Origin of the sequence: Actinosynnema sp. ALI-1.44 (assembly GCF_001984155.1) — a bacterium.
GTDB lineage: Bacteria > Actinomycetota > Actinomycetes > Mycobacteriales > Pseudonocardiaceae > Kibdelosporangium.
The window spans coordinates 1-24,700 of record NZ_MTQO01000032.1 but is presented as its reverse complement, the minus strand read 5'-3'; the positions used below and the strand labels follow the sequence as shown (position 1 = coordinate 24,700).

Sequence of the window (24,700 nt, the reverse complement as noted above, 5' to 3'; positions counted from 1 at the left end):
GTTCCTTCCGTTCGCTTGTGCGGGTCAGATGACCGCCGCCCCGATTTCGTTCCCGTACAGACTGTCACATTCGAACTCGTTCGCACGCGCGAACCGGGGATTCCAGCGGTCGCAACCACTCGTGGTCACGACCACTAGCCGCGGAAGATCGAGCCGCCGCCGAACTCGGAGTCGTCGCCCTCGTCCGGACGCGGCGCGGGGCGACGCGGCGGCTCCGGGCGGGCCGGGGGCTGCTGCTGGTCGGCGCCTTCCTCGAACCCGAACTGCTGGGGCTCGAGCTCTTCTTCCTCGTCCTCCTCCTCGGCGGGCGGGAGGTACTCGGTGATCAGCCTGTACGACTCCGACCCGGCGCCGTTGACCTGCTCGAACGTCTCGGCGACCTGCGTGGCGGCCGACCGCTGCGCGCTGCGGGCCACAGCCATGATCTCGGCCGCCAGCTGCGAGTGCGACATGCGCATCGCCTCGGCCGTCAACCGCACGTTGGTCAACGCTCCGGTCGGCGCGACCGTCACCGTCACCGCGCCGTCCTTGGACGACGCGCTGCCTTGCGCGTTCGACAGCCCCTGCTGCACCGCCGCGGCCTTGGCCTGCGCGTCGGCGATCTTGGACTCGAAGTCCCGCATCCACTCGTCGGGCGTCTTCACGTGCTACCGCCTGTTTCCGTCTGGCTGAAATCTCCGCACAGGATGTCACATCCGCCCAGCTCGCGCGGCCGAACCGCGGAGAAGGGCCGATCAGGCCGCGAGACGGGCCACAAAGGACGTCAGCGGAGGTGATCTTCGTCTTAACGGCTTTCTTCATTGCGTGAACCAAGTCGTGGATCCAGCAGGTCCACCCGGGAAGTTCGCATCGCGAACCAGCCTGGCCCCGAATCGCCGCGCAAAAGCCGCCATCGATGTGTTGACGTTTCGTCCGGTTCCGGCTTCTGTCTGGTCGTGACTCGTTCAACCCTCAACAAGGAGCCGTCCATGAAGGACAACGGGATCTCCCGGCGCAACGCCATGAAGTTAGCCGGTGTGGCGGGCCTGTCACTCCCGGTGGTCGCCGCGCCGACGGCCACCGCCGCCCCCCTCGACGACGCGGCGGCCCAGGCGGCTGGGGACGTCCTGGCGTTGGTGGAGAAAGGCGACCGGCGACTCGCGTTCTTCGACGCGTCCTCCGGCAGGCGGCTGTCGGAGGTCGTGCTCGGTGACTACCCGCACGAGATCACCGCGGACCGTGAACGGCGGTTCGGGTACGTCGGGCACTACGGCGTCGAGTTCGCCAACGTGGTCGGACCCGGCGCGTCCGCGGTGTTCGTCGTCGACCTGAGGGCACGCACGCTGGTGCGCACCATCGAACTCGCGCCGTTCAACCGGATCCACGGCATGGGCATGGACAACAACAACCGCCTGTACGCGTTGTCCGAGGAGAAGGGTGTACTGCTCGGATTCGACTCACCCGTCGGCACCAGCCCCAGCCGGGCGGTGAACACGGGTGCCATCAAAGCGCACATGTTCGCGGTCAGCCGCAGCGGTGAACGGGCTTACGTCACCGGCCTGCTCTCGCACACCGTCAGCATGGTCCGCCCGTACGACGCCGCGATCGCGCCCGTCACAGTCACACCAGGACAGCTGCCGGAGAGTTGCTGCCTGGGCCGGGACGAACGCACGCTCTACGTCGGCGCGCGCAAGAACCCCGGTGTCGTCGCGGTGGACGCGTACACCATGCGTGTCCGTGACGAGTTGCACCTTCCCGGCACCGACCCGCTACGCGTGTACACCGTGTCCGACGACCAACTGTTGGTCACCGATCTGGCCAACAACGCCATCTCGATGGTCAGCACCCGACTGCGTCCGATCTGGACAGCCTCGCTGCCGGGCAAGCCGTCGGCCGCGACAGTGCACCCGACCAAACCGCTGGCCTACGTGTCACTGCTGGACACCGCCCAGGTGGCCGTGCTGGACCTGGTACGCGGCCGGGTCGCCGGGACCTTCGCCACGCTCCGCCAGCCGGACGCGGCCGTCGTGGTCACGGGTTAGGTCCTGCGGCGGTCGCTGTGGCCGAGATCGCGATCGGGCGCGATCCGGTCACGCACCGCCTGCTTGAGCACCGCGAGATCGGGGAAGCCGCCGTCCCGGGAGCGCGACCAGATCGTGTCCGCGCCGATCCGCACGTCGAAAACCCCGCCCCTGCCGGGAATCAACGCCACCTCGCCGAGTTCCTCGGTGAACGTGGTCAGCAGCTCCTGCGCGGTCCAGCCCGCGCGCAGCAACCACCGGCACTGCGTGCAGTACTCGATCTCCAGGCGTGGCTCTCGCGTCGTCACAATGCCCAGTATGCCGCCGTTTTCGCGCCGTCCACACCTGACGACAAGCGCTTACCAAACGTACCGGCCAGCCGTTGACTGTTCACATATGTAGTCATAGGGTGCCCTAGTAAGCGCTTACTGAGAGGCTGCTCATCCTGCCGAACATGCTGATCTTCGGCGTGTTCATCATCTACCCGGCCATCAACGGCTTCTACGTCAGCGGTTTCGACAGTTCCAACGGCCGCACGTTCACGCCGGTCGGCGCGGCGAACTACGGCAAGCTGGTCGGTGACGACGAGTTCTGGTCGGCGGCTCGCGCGTCGCTGATCTTCGTCGTGGCGTTCGTGCTGGTCTCCACGGCCGCCGCGATCGGGCTGGCGCTGCTGCTGACCCAGCCGATCCGGGCTCGCGGCTTCTTCCGCGCGGTGTTCTTCCTGCCGGTGCTGTTGTCGCCGGTGGTGGTCGGCCTGCTGTGGAGCTGGATCCTCGAACGCCGGTCCGGCGCGCTGAACTCGGTGCTGGGCCTGGACGTCGGCTGGCTGGTCGACGGGCCGACGGCGCTCGGGGTGACGGTGTTCGTCGGCGTGTGGACGCACGTCGGCTTCTACACGTTGATCATCATGGCCGGGCTGCAGGGCATCGACGGCTCGTACTACGAGGCCTCCCGGATCGACGGGGCCGGGGCGTGGCAGCGGTTCAAGCACGTGACGTGGCCGTTGCTGCGCCCGACGACGCTCGTGGTGGTGATCCTGTCGCTGATCGCCGGGTTCCAGGCGTTCGACTTCATCTACACGCTCACCGGCGGCGGCCCGCTCGGCGCCACCACGCTGATGGTGCAGTACATCTACGAGCACGCGTTCCGCTCCCCCATCCAGTACGGGCTCGCGGCGGCCGGGTCGGTCGTGTTGTTCTGCACGATCTTCGCGCTGACCATGCTGAACTTCCTGTACGGCCGACGCAGGGAGTCCATGTGATCGGCCTGGCTCCACGGCGGGCGACCAAGAGGTCCACCTGGACCTCCGCGTCCGCCACCGCACCGCCCACCACGGCGAAGGTCCTGATGTACGCCGGGCTGATCGCCTTGTCGATCCTGTTCCTGGCGCCCGTGGTGTGGACCGTGCTCTCCTCGTTCAAGACGCGCACCGAACTCGCGGCCCGGCCGCCTGCCCTGCTGCCGGACTCGTTCTCGCCGGACAACTACACCGAGGCGTTGTCCAGGTTCGACTTCGGCGTGTACCTGACCAACAGCACCATCGTGACGGTCTCGGCGACCGCGCTCACCCTGGTGATCAACACGATGGCGGCGTACGCGTTGGCCAAGTACAACTTCCGCGGCCGCAACGTGCTGTTCCTGGTCACCCTGGGCACGATCATGATCCCCCTGCAGATCATCCTGATCCCGTTGCACCAGGTCGCCGCCGACACCGGGATGACCAACTCGCTGCTCGGGATGATCATCCCGCCCGCGGCGACGCCGACCGGGGTGTTCCTGCTGCGCCAGTACATGCTGACCATCCCGGACGACCTGATCGAGGCCGCCAGGATCGACGGCGCCGGTGAGCTGCGGATCTTCCTGCGGCTGATCCTGCCGCTGTGCCGCCCCGCGCTGGCGGTGGTCACGATCTTCTCGGTGATCTGGCGGTGGAACGACTTCCTGTGGCCGCTGGTGATCGCCCAGTCGCAGGACCTGTACACGCTGCCGGTGGCGCTCGCGCAGTTCAGCAGCGAGGAAGTCGTGCCGTTCAACTACATCCTGGCCATGTCGGTGGTGAGCATGATCCCGGTGATCATCGTGTTCCTGTTCACCCAACGGCAGATCGTCAGGGGAATCGCGCAGACGGGACTCAGATGAGCGGACGCACCACGCACCGGCTCGACGAACGCGGGACGGTGCGGGACTGGCTGGTGGCAGGCGGGTGGGCCGAGCCGGTGGATCTCTCCGGCGCACTGGCGGCCGACGGTTCGCCGTGGGGCCCGGACGGCCGCTGGGTGCTGACCAACGGCCCGGACGTCACTCCCCTGAAGGCCAGGCTGCACGAACGGTGGCCGCTGCGCGACCAGCCGCTGCCCGCGGTGGTCGAGGGCGGCGAGGTCGCGTACACCGGGCCGACCGGCGCCGAGCACCGGGGAACGTGGCGGCGCGTGCACACGGCGTCCGACGGGTTGGTGGACTGGAGCGAGTTCTGCTTCACGCCGGAGTTGCGGATCGCCGCCGCTGCCACCGCCTTCGAGGTGGACCAGGCCGAATGGCGGACGCTCAAGCTGGCGAGCACCGGGCCGGTCCAGTTGTACGTCGGTGGCGAGTGCGTGCTGCGCACCGGGCAGGTCACCTACATGGAGCCCGCCGAGCACGAGGTGAAGGTGTGGCTGCCGTCCGGTGTGTCCGAGGTCGTGGTGTGCTCGTGGCAGATCGGGTTCCGCGAGTGCCGCCAGGTCGTCCGGTTGCGGGTGGGCGGGCTGCCGGTTCGCGTGGTCGTTCCCAGCCCGGGTGCCGACGAGCTGTCGTCCGAGTTCGCCGAGCAGGTCCTCGACGGCGTCGGCACGCCGCGCTGGGGTCTGATCGAGCCGGAGGTCGAGCTCACCGCGCCGGACGGCGTGACGTTGAACGTCCGGTGCGGCCACATCGACCGCACGGTCACTGTGGACGGTGGAAGTGTCACGATCCCCTTGGCGCACATGACCGGTGACGCCGGAGTCGGGTCGGCGTCGATGCTGACGACGGGCGAGCACACCGTCCGGGTGTCGGTACCCGGGTCGCCGTTGTTCCGTGACTTCCCCGTGGTGATGTTGCCGCACGGGCGCACGACACCCGTGGGCGGTCCCGAGGACTGGCGGCGCGAGGTGCTGGAACACGCGGCGCAAGGTCCCAACGGCTGCGCCGCGGAACTCGCGGCGCTGGCACTGGACCCGGGACACGCGCTACGCCCGAAAGCGCTCGAACGGTCGCTGTGGATGATCGGGAACCGGGCGGACTGCGCGGACTTCGAGGCGTTGGGCCTGCTGCACCTGTGGCACCGCCGGGAGGATGTCCGTGAGCACGTCCGCGAACCGTTGCTGGGCCTGAAGTACTGGATCGACCAGCCCGGCCTCGACGCGATGTGCTACTTCACCGAGAACCACCAGGTGGTGTGGCACACGGCGGAACTGCTCGCCGGGCAGGCGTTCGCGCAGGACGTCTTCCAGAACACCGGCTGGAGCGGCACGCGGCACGCCGAGCACGGCAGGGACATGGCCGAGCAGTGGCTCACGCGCAAACTCGCCGGCGGCTACAGCGAGTTCGACTCGAACGCGTACCTCGCTGTCGACGTGCTGGCGTTGACCTCACTGGTGGAGTTCGCGGACGACGAGACGATCCGGGACCTGGCACGGCGGTTGCTGGACAAGACTCTGCTGACGTTGGCGTTCAACTCCTGGTACAGCGCGCACGTCTCGGCACACGACCGGTCGTACGTGCAGACGCAGCGCACCGCGCGGCTGGAGGAAACGGCGTCGATCATGTGGCTGTGCTGGGGCATGGGGGCGCTCAACCACGCCACGCTGCCCGCGACCGTGCTGGCCACCGCTCAGCGCTACCAACTGCCGCCGCGGCTCGCCGAGGCGTCTCGTGTGCCCGAGGAGTGGCTGGGTAAGCAGCGTTACCGCGGCGAGTACCGGCTGCGCCACGACTTGCTGTGCCGTCCGTACGCCTCTGATCTGGTCGTGTACAAGACCCCGGACGCGATGCTGTCGAGTGTCCAGGACTACCGGTCCGGCCTGCCGGGGCTGCAGGAACACATCTGGGGCGCGACGCTCGGCCCGGAAACCCAGATCTACGTGACGCACGCGCCCAACGACGCCACGCACTCGTCCGCACGCCCGAACGCCTGGGCGGGCAACCGGATCCTGCCGAGGGTCCACCAGCACCGCAACACCGTGCTCGCCGTGTACCGAATCCCCCATGACGACCCGATGGGCTTCACCCACGGCTGGTTCCCGCTGTCCACTCTGGACGAATGGGTGCCGGTCGACCCGTGGCTGGTTGGCCGCAGAGGCGACGGGTACGTCGCCCTCGCCACCCAGGGCGGTTGCCGCGTGCTCACCACGGGCCCGAACGCCTACCAGGAGATCCGGGCGCGTGGCGCGGGCACGTCGTGGGTGTGCGTGGTCGGCAGGCGGGCCGTCGACGGCTCGTTCGCCGAGTTCATCGGCGGGTTGGACGAGCCTGAGTTCGAGCCCGACGGCGTGGACTACCGGGGTCTCAGCCTGCGCTGGACCGGCCCGTTCACCGTGGACGGGCGACCGGCCGGGCTCGGCGAGGAGCCGCTGCACCTGGACAATCCCCTGTGCCGGATGCCTTTCGGGACACCATGACTGTCGTCATGGCCCCCGCTGGATCGCGTCCACCCTCCGCCGCACCTGATCGCGCATGCCGGTTGGACAGGGCCGCGGTGGCCGACTTCACCAGCGAGACCAGCTTCAGCTGAGGGAGCTGCCTTCCGGGCGAGGGGCGTCCGGAAGGCAGCTCGGCACTCAGGCGCAGGCCGGAGCGATCGGTTCGCTCGAACCTGTGTCGAGGAACCCGTCGCTGATCCACCCGCCGGTGTTCAGCTTGTTCCACAGGTCCGTCGGACCCCACACACCCTGGACTGTCTCACCTCGCGCGGTGCACGAGATCTGGACCACGGTGCCGTTGTCGACGGTTCCGGTCACGTCGTAGCTCAGCCCTGGGCCGGAGCGGACGTTGACCGACGGGTTGTCGCCGCCGTTCACGGTTCCGGTGGGCAGTGAAGGAGTTCCGCCGCCGCCGTAGTTCGTGACGCGACCGCCCACATTGACCCGCACGCCGTTGCGCAGCGCGTAGCCGCCGTAGGCCGACGAGCCTTCGTAGAACGTCCAGCCGCCGATCGTCTGGTTGTTCACGCTGATGTGCGTGTTGCCGCGCAGCAGGGACAAGTGCACGTGCGCACCTGAGCTCGAACCGCCGCAGGGCAGTTCGTTGCCGATGTGCCCGAGGTAGGTGCCGGTCTGCACGTTGGAGCCGTCGGCGAGGTTCGTCAGGTCGTACATGTGGTAGTACGTCGTGCTGTAGCCGTTGGGGTGCACGACCTTCACGAGTGCGCTGCGGCCACGGATGCAGCTCTTGTACACCTTGCCCGGTCCGGCCGACAGCACGCGGCCGTCGCCGCCGTTGAAGTCGATCGAGCTGAACGGGCGGCTGTTGCCGCTGTTGCCGTGCGGGCCTCCGCCCATCCACCACGACACGCCCTGCGGCCAGGGCAGTCCGAGCCCGGTGTCCGCGGCCAGGGTGTTGCGGGACTGGAAGTTGCTCGCGAACAACTCCTTCTCGCTGTCGCTGACGACCTCGCGCGGGGCCTGGTTGGCGAGTTCGACGAACCCGGCGGTGCCTTCCAGCTCGACACGCCACTTGCGGCCGAGGTTGCGGGCCACGAACAGCGAGCTCTGCGGGGCCTCGTGGGCGTCCGACGACGTGGGAACCGTCGTCGACCCGAAGGCCCAGTTGCCGTGTGTGCGGCTCGTCTCGACCACCGGTGACGCACCGTGCTCGGAGATCGTGACGCCACGGACTTGGTCGGTGAGACTGGACGGCGCGGCAGAAGCCGGTTGTGGTAGGACTAACGCCCCTAAAGTGACCACGACCATAGCTCTGACCAGAAACATGTGTCCTCCAACAGGGATTGGGACACCAGCAGGGGTTGACCGGTCAGAACGAAAGAAATACCCGGCGGTCGAAGTGCGTCAAGCGGCTCGGCGCCGCCGGGCGGAGTCCTTGAACACGAGGACCAAAACTGTGAACGGACGTGACCAGCGGCGCGCTGGCGCGTTGAGTGATCGGGTGGACGAACTTTGTGTTCGTTCACAGAGTCACCCCAGCCGAGCCGGAATGGAGGAGTGCGAGCCGTGCCGGACCAGTTCCATTCCGCGCTCAGGGCCGCGATCGAGGACAGCGGCCTGACGCTCGACCGGTTGCGCCACCGGCTGGCGCAGCGCGGCATCCGGGTCAGCGTGACCAGTCTGAGCTACTGGCAGCAGGGCCGCTCCAGACCCGAGCGCGCCGACTCGTTGCGTGCCGTGCACGCCATCGAAGGCATCCTCAACATGCCCCGGCATTCCCTGGTCGCGCTGCTCGGGCCGCCGCGTCCCCGTGGCCGGTGGACCAAGCGCGACCGGGACTACGACGGTCTGCTCAATCCGGCGGACGCGCTCGCCGAGGCGGTCACACCGATGCTCGGCCCGTCGGACTCGCGACTGGGCGTGATCAGCCAGCAGGACACCGTCGCGGTCGGCGCGGACCGCACGATCCACTCTGTACACACGCGGCTGGTCGTCGAGGCGACCGCGGACGGCCCGGACCGGTACCTGGCCGTCTACTGCGCCGAGCCCGGCACGGATTCGGCGGACATCGCGGTGCAGGCCCTCGCGAACTGCCGCACCGGGCGCGTCCGGCGGCACGCGGACGCCGCTGTGATCGCCGCGGAGCTGCTGTTCGACCGCAGGCTGCGGGTCGGCGAGACCCAGTTCTTCGACTACGCGGTCACGATCTGCGCACCGCCGGTGAGCCTCGAGTACCGCAGGGGCTTCCGCTACCCGGCCGAGTTCTACCTGATGCGGGTCCGGTTCGACGACGACGCCGTGCCCGCCCGGATCCACGCCTTCACCCAGCCCAAGCCGCACGCGGACACCCACGTCGGCGAGGAGCTGATCGTGACGTCCGGGCGCTGGGTGCACCACACCGACCGCGGCGTCAAACCCGGGGTGATCGGGATCGCGTGGGAATGGGACTGACCATTCTGTGACACAGAGTGACCGAATGAGTCCGATTGCGCTAAGGGTACCCTGGGAAATCCCTGGCTCGTACCGGGGATCACGGCAAAACACCGTCGTGACGACCTTGGGCGGGTTACCCTCGAAAGAGGAGTCCCGGTGACCCGATGTCACCGGCTTGCCTGGACTCTCGGACCGTCCGAACGTGGACGCTGGATGAAACCCGTCCCGTCGGGCGAGCTGAGATTGGGCGACTGCTTGTGACGAACCTGCTGATCGCGATCACGCTCTGCGTGGCCGTGTCCATCGCGTACGCGGTCGCCGCGTTGATCCAGGCCCGGTTCGCGCACCTCACCGTCGCCCAGCTGGTCAAGGTGCCGGTGCTGTGGCTGGCGATCGGGCTCAACGCGCTCGGCGCGGCGTTGCACGTCGCGTCCCTGAACTTCGGGCCGTTGTCGCTGATCCAGCCATTGGGCGCGCTCACGCTGGTCATCGCCGTGCCGCTGGCGGCCGCGGCCGCGAAGCGGCGGCCGACCCGGCTGGAGATGACCGGGATGGCCTATACGGTCGTCGGCCTGACCGGCCTCGCCCTGATCATCACCACCTCAGGCAAGGCGGACACGCTCAGTGACAGTGAGCTCATCTGGCTCGTCGCGGCAACGGTCGTCATCGTGACCGCGTTGGCGCTGGTGGGTCGCCGCCCGGGGGCGTCGACGTTATGGGAGGCCATCGCGGGCGGCATCGCGTTCAGCGTCTGCTCCGCGCTGTGCCAGACCATCGTCGTGACCGTAAGTGATTCCGGGGCTGGGGTGTTGCTCCAGCCGATCACGATCTTCGCCGCCGTCGCCGTCGGGGCGTTCGCGATCGTCGCCACCATCCTCACCCAGCGCTCCTACCGCGACGGGCTCAGTGCCCCGCTGGCGCTGACCAACCTGGTGAACCCGGCCAGCGCCACCATCATCGGGGTTGTCCTGCTCGGCGAGACGCTCGCGACCACCAACCTCGAGATCGCGCTCGCCGTCATCTGCGCCTTCCTCTGCGGGCTCGGCGTGGCCCAGCTGGCGCGCGCCCGGGATGTCGCGGAGGTCGTTCCCGCTTCCCCGCCACGCGAGGACGTCACCGCGACCGCCGCCTGATCGCAGCTTGACCTTTGCGCTTACGCGCGGTTTGCATCAGGCCCCGCCTGCGCTTGCGCGCTGCCTGCGGTAGACCCGGCTCGGGCTGCGGTTGCGTGCGGCTCGCTTTCTTCCGCTGTCCGCCATGCAGGTGAACCGCAAGAAAGCCGCAAGCGCGCGCTGCCATCGTCTGCGGTGAGCCGAGGAGGGGAAGGTGACTCGTGCCCGGCCTGGATCCCCCAGAATCCGCGGGCCTATGGGCACGACGAGTGGGGTGTGCTCCAGCGCCCGGAGCACACACCATTCTCACACGTCCGCCAGCCAGGCCAGCCAGCCGCCGTACGCGGTGATGTCCTTGCCCGCCGCCGCCGTGACCGGATCACACTGGAAGCCAAGGACTTCCTCGCCCGTGTCCAGTCGGATGCGGCCCAGTGACATCGGCAGCGGCAGCGCGGCGAGGAACGCGCCCAGGCCAGCCGTGGGCAGCAGCCAGCGTTCGCCGCGCAGGCTGCCGCCGTCGCTGGCACGCACGATGCCGGGCTTGGCCGGATCGGTCGGCAACGCGACCATCCGGTACTCCGGCGCGGTGACGATGTCGCTGTCGAACCGCGCGCCGATGCTGGTCAGCTGGTGGTTCAGTGGCTGACCACGCAGGTGCGCGCCGAACACCGCCAGCGCGATCGACGGGGCGAACGGCTCGGGCGCGGGCTCGCCGGTCAGCAACGCCGCGATGTCCAGCGCCACCTGGTCGTCGAAGGCACGGGTGATCACGCTGAGCCCGAACGGACTGCCGTCCACCTGCCCCGCGGGGACCGCGACCGCGGCGAAGTCCAGCAGGTTCACGAAGTTCGTGTACGTGCCCAGTGCGCTGTTCAAGCCGACGGGATCCGCTGCGACCTCGGCGAGCGTGGGGTGACCGGTCGTGGTGGGCAGCACCAGCGCGTCGAACCCGGCCAGTGCGGCCATGGCCGCCGACCGCAACTCCGCGAGCCGTGCCTGGTCCGCGGCGAGCCGGTGCGCGGGCAGGTCCCCGGCCGCGAGGATGATCCCGGCCACGGTCGGGTCCACGTCGCCGTGGTGTGCCGCGATGAACTCGCCGACAGCGGCGTACCGCTCGGCCACGAGCGCGCCGTCGTAGAGCAGCCTCGCCGCGTCCAGGAACACTGTTATGTCCACTTCGGACACGTCAGCTCCGGCCGCGCGCAGGGTCGCCACACCGGCATGGAACTCCGCACGCGCCTCGGGCGGCAACGGCTCCAGGCCGCTCGCTGTCGGCACGGCGACCACCGGACGTGGACCGGCGGCGAGCCGGACCGTGGCCGGCCAGTCGCGGCTGCCCGGGTCGGCGTCGTCCGGTCCGGCGATCACGGCGAGGACCCGTTGCGCCAGCGTGAGATCCTCGGCGAACACGCTGACGCTGTCATACGGCCGGGCCGCCGGGACAACGCCCGTGTTCGGCACGAGACCGAGCGTCGGCTTGAGCCCGACGATGCCGTGCACCGCGGCCGGGACACGGCCGGACCCGGCGGTGTCGGTGCCCAGTGCGAAGTCCACGATCCCGAGCGCGACCGCCACCGCAGATCCGGAGCTCGACCCGCCGGAGATCCGGTCCGGCCGGAAGGCGTTGCGCACAGCCCCGTACGGGCTGCGGGTGCCGACCAGGCCGGTGGCGAACTGGTCCATGTTGGTCTTGCCGAGCACGATCGCGCCCGCCTCGGTCAGGCGCCGCACGGCCGTGGCGCTTTCCGCGGGCGTGTACTCGAACGCCGGACAGCCCGCGGTGGTCGGCAGGCCCGCCACGTCGATGTTGTCCTTGATCGCGCAGACCAGGCCGGACAGCGGCAGATCCGGCCTCATCCCGGCGGCCTCGGCGAGGACCTCGTCCTCGCCGCGCAACGTGATCCACACTTCCGGGCGTCCGGCCGCGGCGATGCTGCGGTACGCCATCCGCACCCGCTCGACGGCGTTCACGCCTGGCCCAGCACGACGACGGCGGTCCCGGGAGCGACCTGCGTTCCCGGCTGCACCAACAGCTCGACCACCACGCCCGCGGCGGGCGCCACCAGTTGCGTTTCCGTCTTCATCGCCTCCAACGCCACCAACGGTTGCCCCTTGTCCACCTGATCACCGGGCCGCACGTCGACCCGCCAGACCGTCGCCGCGAACGGCGCCTCCACCACCCGGCCGCCGGGCGGCGCCGTGACCTTCGCGGTGTCGGCGATCACGGGTTCCGGTTCGGGTTTCGGGTCGAACTCCCCCGCCGCCGCCCACGCCTGCCGCTCGGCTTCGAACGCGACCGACTGCCGGGAGCGGAACTCGGCGATCGACTCGGCGTTGTCGGCGAGGAAACGCTCGTAGTCGGCGAGCGCGAACCGCCCGTCGGTAATGTCCAGTTCGAGCTGCCCGGCCGTGGTCGCCGCGCGCAGATCCAGCAGTTCCTCGGCGGACACCGGGTACCAGGAGATCCGGTCGAAGAACCGCAGCAGCCACGGCGATCCCGGTTCGAACGAGCCGCGTTGCTGCCAGCCGCTCCACACCTGAACGGTCCGGCCCACGAACTGGTAACCGCCAGGGCCTTCCATACCGTAGATGCACAGGTAGGCGCCGCCGATGCCGACCGAGTTCTCCGCCGTCCACGTCCGCGCCGGGTTGTACTTCGTGGTCACCAGGCGGTGCCGCGGGTCCAGCGGTGTCGCCACCGGGGCACCGAGGTACACGTCACCGAGGCCGAGAACCAGGTATTCGGCGTCGAAAACGGTCCGGTACACGTCGTCCACACTGGACAGACCGTTGACCCTGCGGATGAACTCGATGTTCCACGGACACCACGGCGCGTCGTCGCGGACACCGGCCATGTAGCGCTGGATCGCCTCACGGGTCGCCGGATCGTCCCACGACAGCGGGAGCCGCACGGTCCGGCTGGGCACCACCAGGTCGCCGGTCGCGGGCAGTTCCTGTTCCAGTTCACGGACCAGGCCGAGGGCCTTGGCCACCGACAGCTGGTCGGGGTCGGTGTGCACCTGCAGCGACCGGATGCCGGGCGTGATGTCCACGATGCCGGGCACGTCCGCCGATGCGAGCCGCTCGGCCAGCGCGTGCACCCGCATCCGCAGCGCCAGGTCGAGTTTCATCGGGCCGTACTCGACCAGCAGGTTGTCGTCGCCGCTGCGCCGGTAGGTCACCGCCGGGCGGTCCGGGTCGGGCTCCAGCCGGTCGAGCACTCCCCCGTCGGACAACGGGACCGCTCTGATCGTCCCGGCCGGGGCGCGGCGCAGGTCAGCGGCCTGTTCGACGTCGACGGGGACGAACCGGACGGTGTCGCCCGGCCGCAACTGGCCCAGCTTCCACCGCTGCCCGGTGACCACCGTGGCCGGGCAGACGAACCCGCCGAGGCTGGGGCCGTCCGGGCCGAGCAGGATCGGCAGGTCCCCCGTGTAGTCGACGGCGCCGACGGAGTACGGGGTGTCGTGGATGTTCGACGGGTGCAGCCCGGCCTCGCCGCCGTCCTCACGTGCCCACCCGGGCGTGGGGCCGACCAGCCGGACGCCGGTGCGCGCGGAATTGAAGTGCACGCGCCAGGTCGCGGCGTAGAACGCGTCGATGTCCTCGCTGGTGAAGAACTCGGGAGCGGCGTGCGGGCCCTCCAGCGCGCCGATCTCCCACTGCTCGGTGAAGACCGGGCGCTGCGCGTCGGGGACCGCGCCGCCGGGGAGGATCTCCGGTTCGGTGCCGGTGGTGAGCACGTCACCGGCTGCCAGCGCCCGTCCGCCGTGGCCGCCGAACTTGCCGAGCGTGAACGTGGCCTTGCTGCCGAGGAACGCGGGCACGTCCAGTCCCCCGCGGACCAGGACGTACGTGCGCAGGCCGAGGCTGCTCGGCCCGACGTCGAGCTCGCCGCCCGCCGGCACCGCCACCGGTGTCCACTGTGGAACTGCTTGGCCGTCCACAGTGACGTCGGCGGGAGCGCCCGTCACGCAGACGACCGTCTCGTGGCTGAACCTCAGCGCCGGGCCGTCCACAGTGCACTCAAGACCGGCCGCGCCTTCGTCGTTGCCGAGTGCGAGGTTGCCCAGGCGCAGCGACAGGTCGTCCATGGGGCCGCTCGGTGGCACGCCGACATGCCAGTACCCGATGCGCCCCGGCCATTCCTGTACGGTGGTGGACGTTCCGCCGCGCAGCACGTCGATGCGCCGGTCGACGTCCGGGACGGCGTCCAAGGTCGCGGTGTCGTGCCGGGCCTCGCGGACATCCGGGTGCTCAGCCGCCGCGCGCAGTTGGCCGAGATTGGTGCGGATCCCGTCGATCCGGGTCTCGGCGAGGGCGACGCCGAGCCGGTCGAGCGCGTCGGCGCGATCGGTTCCCGTGACGATCACCTTGGCCAGCAAAGGATCGTAGTGTGTGGTGACGGTCGAACCGGCTTCCACCCACGTGTCCACGCGTGTACCGGCCGGGAAGTGCACGCCGGTCAGCAATCCGGCGCTGGGCCGGTGTCCTTCGTTGGGGTCCTCGGCGTAGACGCGGGCTTCGACGGCGTGCCCGCGTGGTGTCAGGGTGCCGCTGAACATCGCCGTGTCGCCGTCGGCCAGCCGGAGCATCCACGCCACGAGGTCGATCCCGTACACCGCCTCGGTCACCGGGTGCTCGACCTGCAGGCGGGTGTTGACCTCCAGGAACGCTTCCTCGCGGCGGTCCGGGTCGTAGACGAACTCGACCGTGCCCGCCGAGCGGTACGAAACCGACTCGCCCAGCGCGACAGCGGCAGCCACCAACCGGCGCGACACGTCGTCCGGCAGGTCGGGGGCCGGGCATTCCTCGACGACCTTCTGGTTGCGCCGCTGCAGGGTGCAGTCGCGGGTGCCGAGTGCGAGCACGCGGCCCGCGCCGTCGCCGAAGATCTGCACCTCGACGTGCCTGGCCCGTTCCACCAGCCGCTCGAGGAAAACCCCTGACGTGGCGAAGCTCTTGGCCGCGATGCTCTGCACCGACTCCCACGCGGTCAGCAGGTCCGCGGGGCTGTGGCAGGCGCGCATCCCGATCCCGCCACCGCCGCCGGTCGCCTTGAGCATCACCGGGTAGCCGATCAGGTCGGCCGCGTCCAGCGCCTCGTCCACTCCGGTGAGCAGCCCGGTCCCCGGCAGCAGCGACACTCCGGCCGCGGTCGCCTTCTCCCGTGCGGTGTGCTTGCTGCCGAACACATCCAGGTGCTCCGCTGAGGGTCCGACGAACGCGATTCCCGCCTGCTCGACGGCACGGGCGAAGGCAGCGTCCTCGGAGAGGAAGCCGTAGCCGGGGTGGATCGCGTCCGCACCGGTGTCCCGTGCCGCACGGATCACCGCGTCCGCGTCGAGGTAGCTCTCGCGGGCGGCCGCCGGGCCGAGGCGCACGGCCTGGTCGGCCATGCGCACGTGCGGCGCGGTGCGGTCCGCGTCGGAGTACACCGCCACGGTCGGGGTGCCGAGCTCACGCGCGCTGCGCAGGATCCGGGTGGCGATCTCGCCGCGGTTGGCGACGAGCAGTCTCACCCGGCACCGCCACCGGTGACGACCATGCGCACCGGGGTCGGGTCGAAACCGTTGCAGGGGTTGTTGATCTGCGGGCAGTTCGACACGATGACCAGCGTGTCGGTCTCCGCGCGCAACTGGACTTCCATGCCGGGCGCGGAGATGCCGTCGACGATGCCGAGGGTGCCGTCCTGTTCGACGGGCACGTTCATGTACCAGTTGACGTTGCTGACGAGGTCACGCTTGCCCAGCCCCCACCGGGCGCCCTCGGTCAGGAAGTTCTCCACGCACGCGTGCTGGTGACGCGTGTGCTGGCCGTAGCGCAAGGTGTTGGATTCCTTGCTGCACGCGCCGCCGAGCGTGTCGTGCCTGCCGCACGTGTCGGCGACGACGGTCATCAGCGGCGCGCCTTCCTGGGTACGCAACACGCTGCCGGTGGTGAGGAAGATGTTGCGCTGAGCGGCGATCGTGACCGCCGCGCTGTAGCGCTTGCTGGTGTCGTCGGCGTCGTAGGCCAGGAAGTCCACGGCCTGGTTGCCGCCCAGGTCGATGATGCTCAGCACCTGCCCGGCCTTGACGATCGTCGAGAACGGCGCGCGGGCCGCGACCTCGGTGTCCAGCACGATGTCCTTCTGGGCGGCGGTCACGCGATCCCCCTGGCGGTGAGGTAGTCGGCGGTGTTCTCAAAGGCCCTGCGTGCTTCGGGGGTCGCGTTCCACTCCGGGCGGTCGGGCGTGGTCGGCTGCGCCCGCCACGCGAGCACCTGCAACGGGGTCACGGTGTAGTCCGACCGCGGGTCGAGCGGGTGGGGCACGTTGGCGATGAGCACGATCACGGGCATCTCCGTCCGCAGCACCACCGACTTGCCCGCACCGGCCGAACCGGTGAACGTCAGGACACCGCTGTCCTCCACCCGGACGCCCTGGAAGAACGAGATGCTCGGCGGGATGTCCCGCGGCTCGAGGCCGTGCTTGGCCGCGGCCAGGGTGAACAGCCCGAGCCCGGCCGGCGACTCGCCCTGCGGGCTGCCGTCGCCGTAGCGTTCGGCGTTGCCCGACACGGTGGACGTGCCGCACAGTGCGTCGTGGTGACCGGACTCGTCGGTCACGACCGTGGCGAGCACGCGTGCCTGGTCGGACAGCAGTCCCATGGCCGACCCCATGTACGCGTTCCACTGGACCTTGACGGTGTCGGCGACGTTCAGCCGCTCCCACGGGGCGTCGGCGTTGTACACGAGCACGTGGGCGCAGGCGTCTCCCCGCAGGTCGGTCAGGCGCAACTCCGTACCGCGTGCCAGGACCTTGTGCGTGTAGCCCCCGCCGGCGACGGTTTCCGCCCACACCATCTGCTCGGCCGCCACCCCCTCGGGCCGCTCCGGCCAGTTCGCCGCCGGGATCGTCGGCATCGTCTCGACGACAGTGCCGTCCTGGGCACGCGCGTGGTCGCGTGCGCCGTAGGTGGTGGCCGTGGTCACGGCGGCACTCCTTCCGGGATGGGGTCGGGGCTTGTGCTAATTTCTATCGCCTGATCGAAATCAGGTCAACAGGAGTGCATACGGCGTGAGCAGCGGAGTCGGACGACCGCGGGCCAGCGGGGCTACAGCGAGCAGCCAGGACGCGAAACGCGCGGTCCTGGAGGCCGCGGCCGAACTGTTCACCACGACCGGGTACGCCGCGACCACCACACGGGCGATCGCCGAGCGCGCCGGTCTGCGACAGGCCTCGCTGTACTACCACTTCCCCGCCAAGGAAGACATCCTCTGCGCGCTGCTCGCCGAGACCGTGCACCCGTCGCTGGAGGTCGCCCGCGCGCTGGTCGACGCCCGTGCGGCCGTCGGCGTGCGGCTGTGGGCACTGGCCTATTCGGACACCCGGCTGCTGGGCACCGCACGGCACAACCTCGGCGTGCTGTACCTGCTGCCCGAGGTCTCCGCACCGGGGCTGGCCTCGTTCCGCATGGAGCGCGCCGAACTGAAGGCCGCGTACGGCAAGCTGATCGACCGGATACCCGACGACGCCCCCGCGTCCACCCGCACCGACCTGGTCTTCGGGTTGGTGGAGAGCATCGCGGTCATGCGCCGGGACGAACCGGACCGCGACATCGAGGCACATTCCCGGCATTGCGCCGACGGCGTCCTGCGCCTGGCCGGGCACCCGCGCCTGGCCGGAGACCAGCGCTCGGCCGCACTCGGGCTGCTGGAAACCCCCGGACAGCCGAACGGCTCCCGGGTTCGCCGGGAGCCGTCCAGTGTGGATACGCCGATCAGCTGGTCTTGATGATCGATGCCACGCTCGGCACGCCGTTGGCGTCGAGCGCGAACAACATGTAGTCACCGGGCACCAGCACGCCCTTGTCCGCGGGCAGGGCCAACGTGTATGTCGTGCCGTTGGACGAGGTGGTGGTCAGCGGAACGCGCCGCTGGTCGGTGTTGATGTTGTGCGTCACCGCACCCATCTTCACCAACGAGAACGACGAGACCGCCGAACCGGTGGTGACGTTGATGCTGCCACCCGCCGCCGCGGTGGTCGGCGCGTTGGTGATCGCCGGTCGCGGTGCCGGGCTGCCGTCGGCCTGGAACAGGTACGGCGGCGTGAAGATCTGCGCGTCCGGGTGGTTGGTCGGGCACGTCCCGCACAGCCCGCCGCCGCCGCTGAACACGCGGCCGTCCGGCAGCAACGTCGCCACGCTGTGGTAGTTGCGCGGCACCGCCATCGTGCCCATCGGCGTGAAGGTGTTCGTCGCCGGGTCGAACATCTCGGCGGGCATGATCGACGTCGTGTCCGAATACGGGAACGCGTACGAGCTCCCGCCGACCACGACGACCTTGCCGTCCGGCAGGACCACGCTGTTGTGGAACACGCGCGGGTGGTTCATCTGCGCGATGGGCGTGACCGTCACGCTCGCCGGGTTGTTGATGTCGATGAGGTTGGCGTTCCTGGTGGAGTACGAGTTCCAGTAGGACGGTGCGCCACCGGTGGTGAGGATCTTGCCGATGTCGTACATCACCGCGTTGCCGTTCATCGCGTCCGCGTCGTTGCCCCGCGGACCGGCGTTGGCGTAGCTACCGTTGCCGCCGGTGTTGAACCAGTGCATCTGCTTGCTCGGACCGGCGTGGAACACCTTGCCACCGGGTGCCGCGAACAGCCAGGAGTGGTTGTCGGCGCGGTAGACGCCCTCCGGGTCGGCCGTCAGGATCGGCGTGTCCGGAATGCCCGGCAGGGTCTTCCACGTGTTGGTCTGCGGTGACCAGATCTCACTGCCCTTGCCGCCGATCGCCCCGCTCCACGAGCCGCCGATCAGGAACACCTGACCGTCGGACAGCGTGACCTGGCTCTGGTACCCGCGCGGGGTCACCGTGGCGGGACCGGGCGCCCAGCTGTTGTTGGCCGGGTTGTAGATGGTGGTCTTGTTCTCGTTGCTGCCACCGGTGATCATGATCCGGCCGTCCGGCAACGTCGACGTGCCGGGGCAGAACATGTCGTGCTGGGTCTGGTTCACGTTCGTGTGCGTGACCACACCGGTGTTCAGGTCCATGGTCGCGGTCGAGGTCTTGCCGGACTCCTGCGGCTCGCTGTCGTACGAGTCGCCCGCCGCCCACGTGACCAGCTTGTTGCCCGGTACGACGGCCGCCGCGACCGGGACCAGGGGGAAGCCGATGGTCGGCCCCCACGAACCCGCCACCTTCGGGTTCTGCGCGGGGACGTTGCCGAGGACGTTGATCTCCGCGGCACTGGTGTAGCCGGCGTTTCCGCCGTATGCCTCGGAAGTGGCGGTGAGCCGGACGTAGCGACCCGTTTTCTGCGGGAACGTCACGGTCTTCTCGGCCTGCGAGGCCGGCCACGCACCGACAGCCACCGCGGGACCCAGGTTGTTCGGGTCGTCGCTGACGAAGATCTGGTAGCCGCCGATCGTGCCGTTCTGGTTGTTCGGGTGCTGCCTCGGCAGATAACGCAGACCCGACACCGGCTTGCTCGCCTGCATGTCCAGCTGGATCCAGTGCGGCAACGGCGGGGCGGGCGGGGTGAACTTGGTGTGCCAGATCGAGTCCGGCTCACCGTCGATCGCGTTGGTCGCCCGGAAACCGGCCTGACGCGTCTCCTGGCTGTCCGTGGTGACCGTCCACCCCGTCCGGTCCAGCGTCGGCGCCGCTCCACCGCCGTGCACGTCCAGTTCGGCGACGGACACGACAGCGCCGCCGACAGCCGCGGTCGAGATCGCCTGGAAGGTCACGTACTGACCTGTCACCGGCGGGAAGGGCACGAACTTCGCTGCCGCGCTGTTGAGGAACGTGCCGCTCGCCACCTGCGTACCCCAGTTGCCCGGAGTCGGCGCGGTCGCGCTGACGAAGATCTTGAAGCCGCCGACCGTGTTGGCGTTGTTCCCGGCCGGCAGGTAGGTCAGGCCGGAAACGCTTTTCGCGGCCTGCATGTTGATGGTGAGGCGTTGCGGCAACGCGGCCGCACTCGTCCACACCGTGGCGTTGTTCTCGTCGAGGACATTGCCCGCCGCCGTGCCCGGCGCCGTGCTGTCGACGGTCGCTGTCCACCCCGCATCCGGCAACACCGGATCAGCCGCGACCTTCTTGATGTCCTTCGGAATCACGTGCCGGTGTCCGCCGTGTCCCTCGTGTCCGGAATCGTCGGCCGACGGAATGGACACGACGCCGACGGTCACGAGCACCGCGGCTCCGATGACCAGTAAGCGTGATGTGACTGAAATCCTGGCCCAGCCGAACCTTCTCGGTCCCTCACGGCTGGCTCGCTGCGTTCGCACAGCTATCTCCCCCACCTAAAGCGACGTCCCCTGCCCGGGGTCCAGATGATCGACACGAGCGCACCTTGACGCACACCCTGTGTTGTAAACAAATCCGCAGAACCACCCGTTAGCGTTACAACAGTCACCCACATCAGTCCGATTGGTACACGCATGGTGGACGTCTAGCCGCCCAACCAGGTTGCCCCCGATGATCACGGATGGGTGACGATAGGTGGACCAGTGACCGAACTCGCACGTTCCGCATGCGCCCGGAGCCGCATCCGGCCGATCCGTTAGGCCATTTGCCCGCTGTCGCAGGGCCGTTTGCTCCAAATTCGCTGTTACCGCGCAACTTCGGCGGGGTCTCGAACGACACGAAGTGCGGGGGACGAGAACTCTCGCTCGGGATGGTCCACACCTTCTCACCGGCCCCGGCCGCGACTCATCGCTACAGCCGTGCCGTACCCCTGCGCGCGAACAGTCAGGGATGACGCCGATGCACCAAGTAAGACCCATCAGCCGCCGGGTCGCCCGCGGCGTGCTCACCGCGGTGTCCGCCGTGGCACTGGCAGCGTCCACAGTGGCGCTTTCCCCCAGTGCCGCCGCCGCGCCGACAACGCCGACCCAGGCGGCGAAGGCGGGGGAAGACCTGCCTAAGCCACCACCCGCACCCAAGCGGAAGGTCCACCAGAAACCGGCACCGCGGCCGTCCGGTGGAGTCAGCACGCGGTCGGCGGCCAGCGGTGGCTCGTCGGGCAACTTCAACAACGACGCGTGGCCCGACATCCTCGCCCGCTCGAGCGTCACCAACGAGCTCAAGGTGTACCCGCACAGCGGGACCTACACGGGCGCGCCGAGCACGTACCCGACAGCCGTCACGATCAACAACGGCTGGGGCGGGGTCCGCTGGATCGGCCGGGGCCGGATGGCGGGCGCGGGCGGGCAGCCGCGGGCACTGTCCGATGTGATCGCCATCGAGAACACGCCGCAGACCGCGGGCAACATGTATGTGCACGTGCACAGCGGTGTGTTGAACGGCACATCCACCCTCAGCTCGAAGGTGCTGATCAGCACCGGGTGGCAGCCGGGCGACCTGATCTTCGTCTACGACTGGAACAACGACGGCTGGGACGACATCCTGCGCAGGCCCGCCGTCGGCAACCCGAACGGGAACACGTACGTGTACCTGCACAGCAAGGTCTTCAACGGGACACAGACCTTGCTGCCCGCCCAGCTCGTCATCGAGGGCGGGACGTACGACATCGAGCAGAACATGGCCGACATGACCGGTGACGGCATGCCGGACCTGGTGTACCTGCAGTGGGGAACCACGCAGAACGACCAGTGGCTGAGCGTGTACGACTTCCAGACCGGACAGGCCTACTCGTTGGGCACCGGCTGGCAGTCCACCAACGCCCTGCTGATCAGCGATGTGAACAAGGACGGCAATCCGGACGTGGTCGCCCGGGTCCCGGGTTCCACCCCGCCCGCGCAACTCGTGCCGTACCTGCACTCCGGGAAGTTCATCGCGGATCCGATGGGGCGCGCGTTCGGTGTGCTGCTGGCACCGAACGGGGCCAACTTCGGCTACGGCTGGAGCGGCAACGACGTGATCACCTGATCACGCAGTGTCCTGGGTAGACGGGGCCGGAGCGCGGTGACGCGGTCCGGCCCCGTTCGCGTTCACGACCACGTGCCCGACAGGACCAGGGTCACGGTGGTGCTGAGGATCCGGATCCCCCTGACCGAGAGGGGATCCATTGTGGTCAGCTCACGGACCCGGCGCAGGCGGTAGTCAAGCGTGCGCGGGTGGATGTGCAGTACCGCCGCGGCCGTCAGGCGGTTCATGCCGTTGCGGTAGAAGCAGTCGAGCGTGCGGACCAGGTCGGGTCCGGTGGCGAGCCGGTCGCCGAGGTCACGCAGCCAGCCGTCGATCTCGGGCATCTGCCGGACACCGAGTTCGGTGAACAGGTCCGTCATCACGTTGAGCCGCAGCGGCTTCGCCTCGACCGGGGCGACCTGGCTCAGCCCGCGCGCCGACGCCAGCGCCGCGGCGAGGTCCCCCAGCGCGCCGGTCGCGGCCGCGACCGCGCAGGGACGGCCGAGCAGTTCGGCGAACCGCCGGACCAGTCGCAGTGCCGGACCGGTGTCGTCGGCGGGCAGCAACGCGACGAGTTCGCCGGGGTCGTGCCACGTCATCGGAACGCGGTGGTCCACGAGGATCTCCTCGATGATCTCGTCCCGCCGTTGCCCGGCATCCGGCAACGAGGCGTCCGGGATGCGGACGACCACGACGACATAGCGCGTCACGAACGGCATACCGAGACTGACGGCCACGTCGGGCGCCGCGGGGTTGCCGGTGAGCAGCGCACGGGCGAAACCCTGGACGCGCCGGACCTCGGGCACCCGCCGCTCCAGGCCGTTGAGGTAGCCGTCGGTGAAGGCGTTCTGCGCGGCCAGCCCGTTGCGCGGCAGCCACGCGAGCATGTGCGTCAACTGGTCGCTGTCGGTGGGCCCCGTTGCCTCCTGGATCTCGCGGAGGGTCAGCGTGGCGTGCAGGACCAGCACCCGTTGCTGGGACGTCAGCGACACGCCGGACATGCCACGGGACATGCCGTGGGCGCGCATTCCCGCGAGGTCGGATTCGGTGAATGGTTCACCATCCGCGGCCAGTTCGGCCGTCCGGCGCCGCAGCACCGTGGCGAAATCCACCAGTTCGGCCCGCGTCGGCGCGTTACCGGCCATCGCACGGTATTCGGGCAACTGCTCTGTGTACACCTCGATCGCGCGCTTGGCATTTCGATCGACACGTGACCGCAACAGCGTGAAAAGACCGCTCATCATCGCAACGATGGCAGCGTGGCCGGTGAGTTGTACCGCCATGTGCGGGATCGCGCGTACCGCTTGTCGGCTGCGGACAAGTGTGCGGGTGGCACGGCCTCCAACCGTGCCACCTGCAGCGGCGGTGAGCACTCCCCGGTCAGCTCAGGCGTGCGATGCCGTGGATTTCCTGTGCATCGACAATTTGACGAACCCCTATCAAAACAGCGTCAGCGCTTTCGCAAAGACGACCCGACGGCAAAGTGTGGACTGGGACAAAACCCAGTCAAGCGATCGGAACAGACAGCGTCAAGCCCATCTCACAGCGTTTGTGAGGTGTGACAAATACCGACGACCAGTCATATCGCCGTTTTTCGGTGAATCACATACCGGTGAGTGCCGCTCGGGTGGTACGCGCCGCGGGCATCGACCGTCCGTTCGAACGGCGCGCCCCGGGGGGCAACCGCGGCGAGGCGACTCCGGCGAGCCGGACGGCGGCGCGGCGCGCGACGCCACGAGGGCCAGACCTGACCCACCATCGGCACCGCACCGCCACCAGGTCGGCAGGCAAGGTTATGGGAGCACCGCGGACGACCCATTCGGCTGCCCCTCACTGACCATGCGAAAAATGCCATCGGTGTTGGCAAGGCGCTTTCCCCTGTCGGGAATCGACATATTTCGCCCGTGGGCCACGGTATTCTCAGGCCATTCCGGCCAGAATGGGACTGGCCAGTCGTCGAGCGGAAAAAGTGGCTGTGGAGGCCCTTGATCCGACGCGACACCGCGTCATTGGCCGAGCGGGTCGGTGAGCGGGCGAGCCTGCGCCCGCCGTCCAGATGCGACCCGGTGAAATCGCTTCCCGGCAAGCCGCACTTGGGCATCCGCAGCCGTGCGCGGCCAGTTCTCGGCTAGTGGTTGCGAACGGGAGTTCGTTGGGGGTATTCGGCGGATCCAGGTTTTCGCTGGGCGTGCCGGGCGAAGGAGCCGGTACCGGGGTTGTACCGGCTCCTTTGGCCGGTGCGTCCAGCGGGAAGCTGGGCCGTCGAGACCCCCGACAGACTTCCGTTCGTGACCACTAGTAGCGTGTCGCTGCTTAGTTCAGGTGCTTTTGGCTGGGAGGCTGTTGTGATGGCTTCCCAGTTGAAGCGGCCGGTCAGGTTGTCGGCGCGGGATCGTGAAGAGTTGCTCCGGCTGACCACCACGGGTGTGCATCCCGCGTCGTCGATCAGACGGGCGCGGGTGCTGCTCGCGCTGGACACCTCGGTGGGCGAGCCCGATCCGAAGGAGGCGATCGCGGCCCGGCTTGAGGTCTCGGGCGAGATGCTGCGGCTGGTCGCGAAGCGGTTCGCCGAGACCGGTGGTGACGTGCATGCCACGATCTTTCGCAAGAAGCGTGAGCTTCCGCCGGTGCCGTCCCCGGTGACCGGTGAGGTCGAGGCCCGGCTGATCGCCCTGGC

19 protein-coding genes are annotated in these 24,700 nt (G+C 69.0%); 10 read left to right on the top strand and 9 right to left on the bottom strand.

All coding sequences use genetic code 11. The annotated features are described in order from the left end of the window. Positions 1–134: 134 nt before the first annotated feature. On the bottom strand, positions 135–644 hold the full coding sequence (locus ALI144C_RS06055; RefSeq protein WP_083752765.1) for a YbaB/EbfC family nucleoid-associated protein: 510 nt from the start codon (positions 642–644) through the stop codon (positions 135–137). A 324-nt stretch (positions 645–968) separates the two neighbouring features. On the opposite strand from ALI144C_RS06055, the gene ALI144C_RS06050 reads away from it, so the two are divergent. Continuing rightward, entirely contained in the window at positions 969–2,021 is a 1,053-nt protein-coding gene (locus ALI144C_RS06050) for a YncE family protein (protein ID WP_143230440.1), read from the top strand. On the opposite strand, the gene ALI144C_RS06045 is transcribed toward ALI144C_RS06050, so the two are convergent. Further along, complete coding sequence (locus tag ALI144C_RS06045) at positions 2,018–2,308, bottom strand: SelT/SelW/SelH family protein (protein WP_083752764.1); 291 nt, start codon at positions 2,306–2,308, stop codon at positions 2,018–2,020. The two genes, ALI144C_RS06050 and ALI144C_RS06045, sit on opposite strands and share 4 nt — an antisense overlap. Before the next feature lie 146 nt (positions 2,309–2,454). Between ALI144C_RS06045 and ALI144C_RS06040 the strand changes: the two genes are divergently transcribed. The 3 genes from ALI144C_RS06040 to ALI144C_RS06030 are packed head-to-tail and all read left to right on the top strand — an operon-like array spanning position 2,455 to position 6,640. Beyond that, positions 2,455–3,264 (top strand): carbohydrate ABC transporter permease, encoded by an 810-nt coding sequence (locus ALI144C_RS06040; protein WP_076986014.1) that lies wholly within the window; start codon positions 2,455–2,457, stop codon positions 3,262–3,264. After that, entirely contained in the window at positions 3,261–4,142 is an 882-nt protein-coding gene (locus tag ALI144C_RS06035; protein WP_237774011.1) for a carbohydrate ABC transporter permease, read from the top strand. Before ALI144C_RS06040 ends, ALI144C_RS06035 begins: the two co-directional genes overlap by 4 nt. Beyond that, the gene (locus ALI144C_RS06030; RefSeq protein ID WP_076986013.1) at positions 4,139–6,640 is read left to right on the top strand and encodes a hypothetical protein; all 2,502 of its coding nucleotides are present in this window, start codon (positions 4,139–4,141) and stop codon (positions 6,638–6,640) included. The genes ALI144C_RS06035 and ALI144C_RS06030 overlap by 4 nt, the downstream gene beginning before the upstream one ends. Before the next feature lie 159 nt (positions 6,641–6,799). On the opposite strand, the gene ALI144C_RS06025 is transcribed toward ALI144C_RS06030, so the two are convergent. Continuing rightward, a complete protein-coding gene (locus ALI144C_RS06025; RefSeq protein ID WP_076986012.1) occupies positions 6,800–7,816 on the bottom strand; it encodes a M23 family metallopeptidase in 1,017 nt (338 codons plus the stop codon). 372 nt (positions 7,817–8,188) lie between these two features. Here ALI144C_RS06025 and ALI144C_RS06020 point away from each other — a divergent pair, with 372 nt between their 5' ends. Next, positions 8,189–9,073, top strand: coding sequence for a helix-turn-helix domain-containing protein (locus ALI144C_RS06020; protein ID WP_083752763.1), 885 nt, complete (start codon positions 8,189–8,191; stop codon positions 9,071–9,073). Positions 9,074–9,312: 239 nt separating this feature from the next. Next, the gene (locus tag ALI144C_RS06015) at positions 9,313–10,188 is read left to right on the top strand and encodes a hypothetical protein (RefSeq protein ID WP_076986011.1); all 876 of its coding nucleotides are present in this window, start codon (positions 9,313–9,315) and stop codon (positions 10,186–10,188) included. 285 nt (positions 10,189–10,473) lie between these two features. Here ALI144C_RS06015 and atzF read toward each other — a convergent pair whose 3' ends face one another. The 4 genes from atzF to ALI144C_RS05995 are packed head-to-tail and all read right to left on the bottom strand — an operon-like array spanning position 10,474 to position 17,142. Beyond that, entirely contained in the window at positions 10,474–12,138 is a 1,665-nt protein-coding gene (gene atzF / locus ALI144C_RS06010) for an allophanate hydrolase (RefSeq protein WP_076986010.1), read from the bottom strand. Then, complete coding sequence (uca, locus tag ALI144C_RS06005) at positions 12,135–15,689, bottom strand: urea carboxylase (protein WP_076986009.1); 3,555 nt, start codon at positions 15,687–15,689, stop codon at positions 12,135–12,137. The genes atzF and uca overlap by 4 nt, the downstream gene beginning before the upstream one ends. Continuing rightward, positions 15,686–16,315 carry an urea amidolyase associated protein UAAP2 gene (locus ALI144C_RS06000; protein ID WP_076986008.1) on the bottom strand — a complete coding sequence of 210 codons (630 nt, stop codon included), beginning with the start codon at positions 16,313–16,315 and terminating at the stop codon, positions 15,686–15,688. Before ALI144C_RS06000 ends, uca begins: the two co-directional genes overlap by 4 nt. Next, positions 16,312–17,142 (bottom strand): urea amidolyase associated protein UAAP1, encoded by an 831-nt coding sequence (locus ALI144C_RS05995; RefSeq protein WP_076986007.1) that lies wholly within the window; start codon positions 17,140–17,142, stop codon positions 16,312–16,314. The genes ALI144C_RS06000 and ALI144C_RS05995 overlap by 4 nt, the downstream gene beginning before the upstream one ends. A gap of 85 nt (positions 17,143–17,227) precedes the next feature. On the opposite strand from ALI144C_RS05995, the gene ALI144C_RS05990 reads away from it, so the two are divergent. After that, positions 17,228–17,944, top strand: a complete 717-nt coding sequence (locus ALI144C_RS05990; RefSeq protein WP_083752762.1) for a TetR/AcrR family transcriptional regulator — start codon at positions 17,228–17,230, stop codon at positions 17,942–17,944. Here ALI144C_RS05990 and ALI144C_RS05985 read toward each other — a convergent pair. Continuing rightward, positions 17,931–20,348: a discoidin domain-containing protein gene (locus tag ALI144C_RS05985; protein WP_202818859.1), complete on the bottom strand. Its 2,418-nt coding sequence runs from the start codon at positions 20,346–20,348 to the stop codon at positions 17,931–17,933. The genes ALI144C_RS05990 and ALI144C_RS05985 overlap by 14 nt on opposite strands. Positions 20,349–20,919: 571 nt before the next feature. Between ALI144C_RS05985 and ALI144C_RS05980 the strand changes: the two genes are divergently transcribed. Further along, entirely contained in the window at positions 20,920–22,044 is a 1,125-nt protein-coding gene (locus ALI144C_RS05980; protein WP_168211179.1) for an FG-GAP repeat domain-containing protein, read from the top strand. A 62-nt stretch (positions 22,045–22,106) separates the two neighbouring features. Here the strand turns inward: ALI144C_RS05980 and ALI144C_RS05975 are convergent, their stop codons facing one another. Further along, entirely contained in the window at positions 22,107–23,264 is a 1,158-nt protein-coding gene (locus ALI144C_RS05975) for a helix-turn-helix domain-containing protein (RefSeq protein WP_076986139.1), read from the bottom strand. Between the two features lie 744 nt (positions 23,265–24,008). On the opposite strand from ALI144C_RS05975, the gene ALI144C_RS55290 reads away from it, so the two are divergent. After that, on the top strand, positions 24,009–24,155 hold the full coding sequence (locus tag ALI144C_RS55290) for a hypothetical protein (protein ID WP_168211178.1): 147 nt from the start codon (positions 24,009–24,011) through the stop codon (positions 24,153–24,155). 216 nt (positions 24,156–24,371) lie between these two features. Continuing rightward, positions 24,372–24,700, top strand: a 329-nt coding sequence (locus ALI144C_RS05970) for a helix-turn-helix domain-containing protein (RefSeq protein WP_441297535.1), incomplete at its 3' end; no start/stop codon positions are given.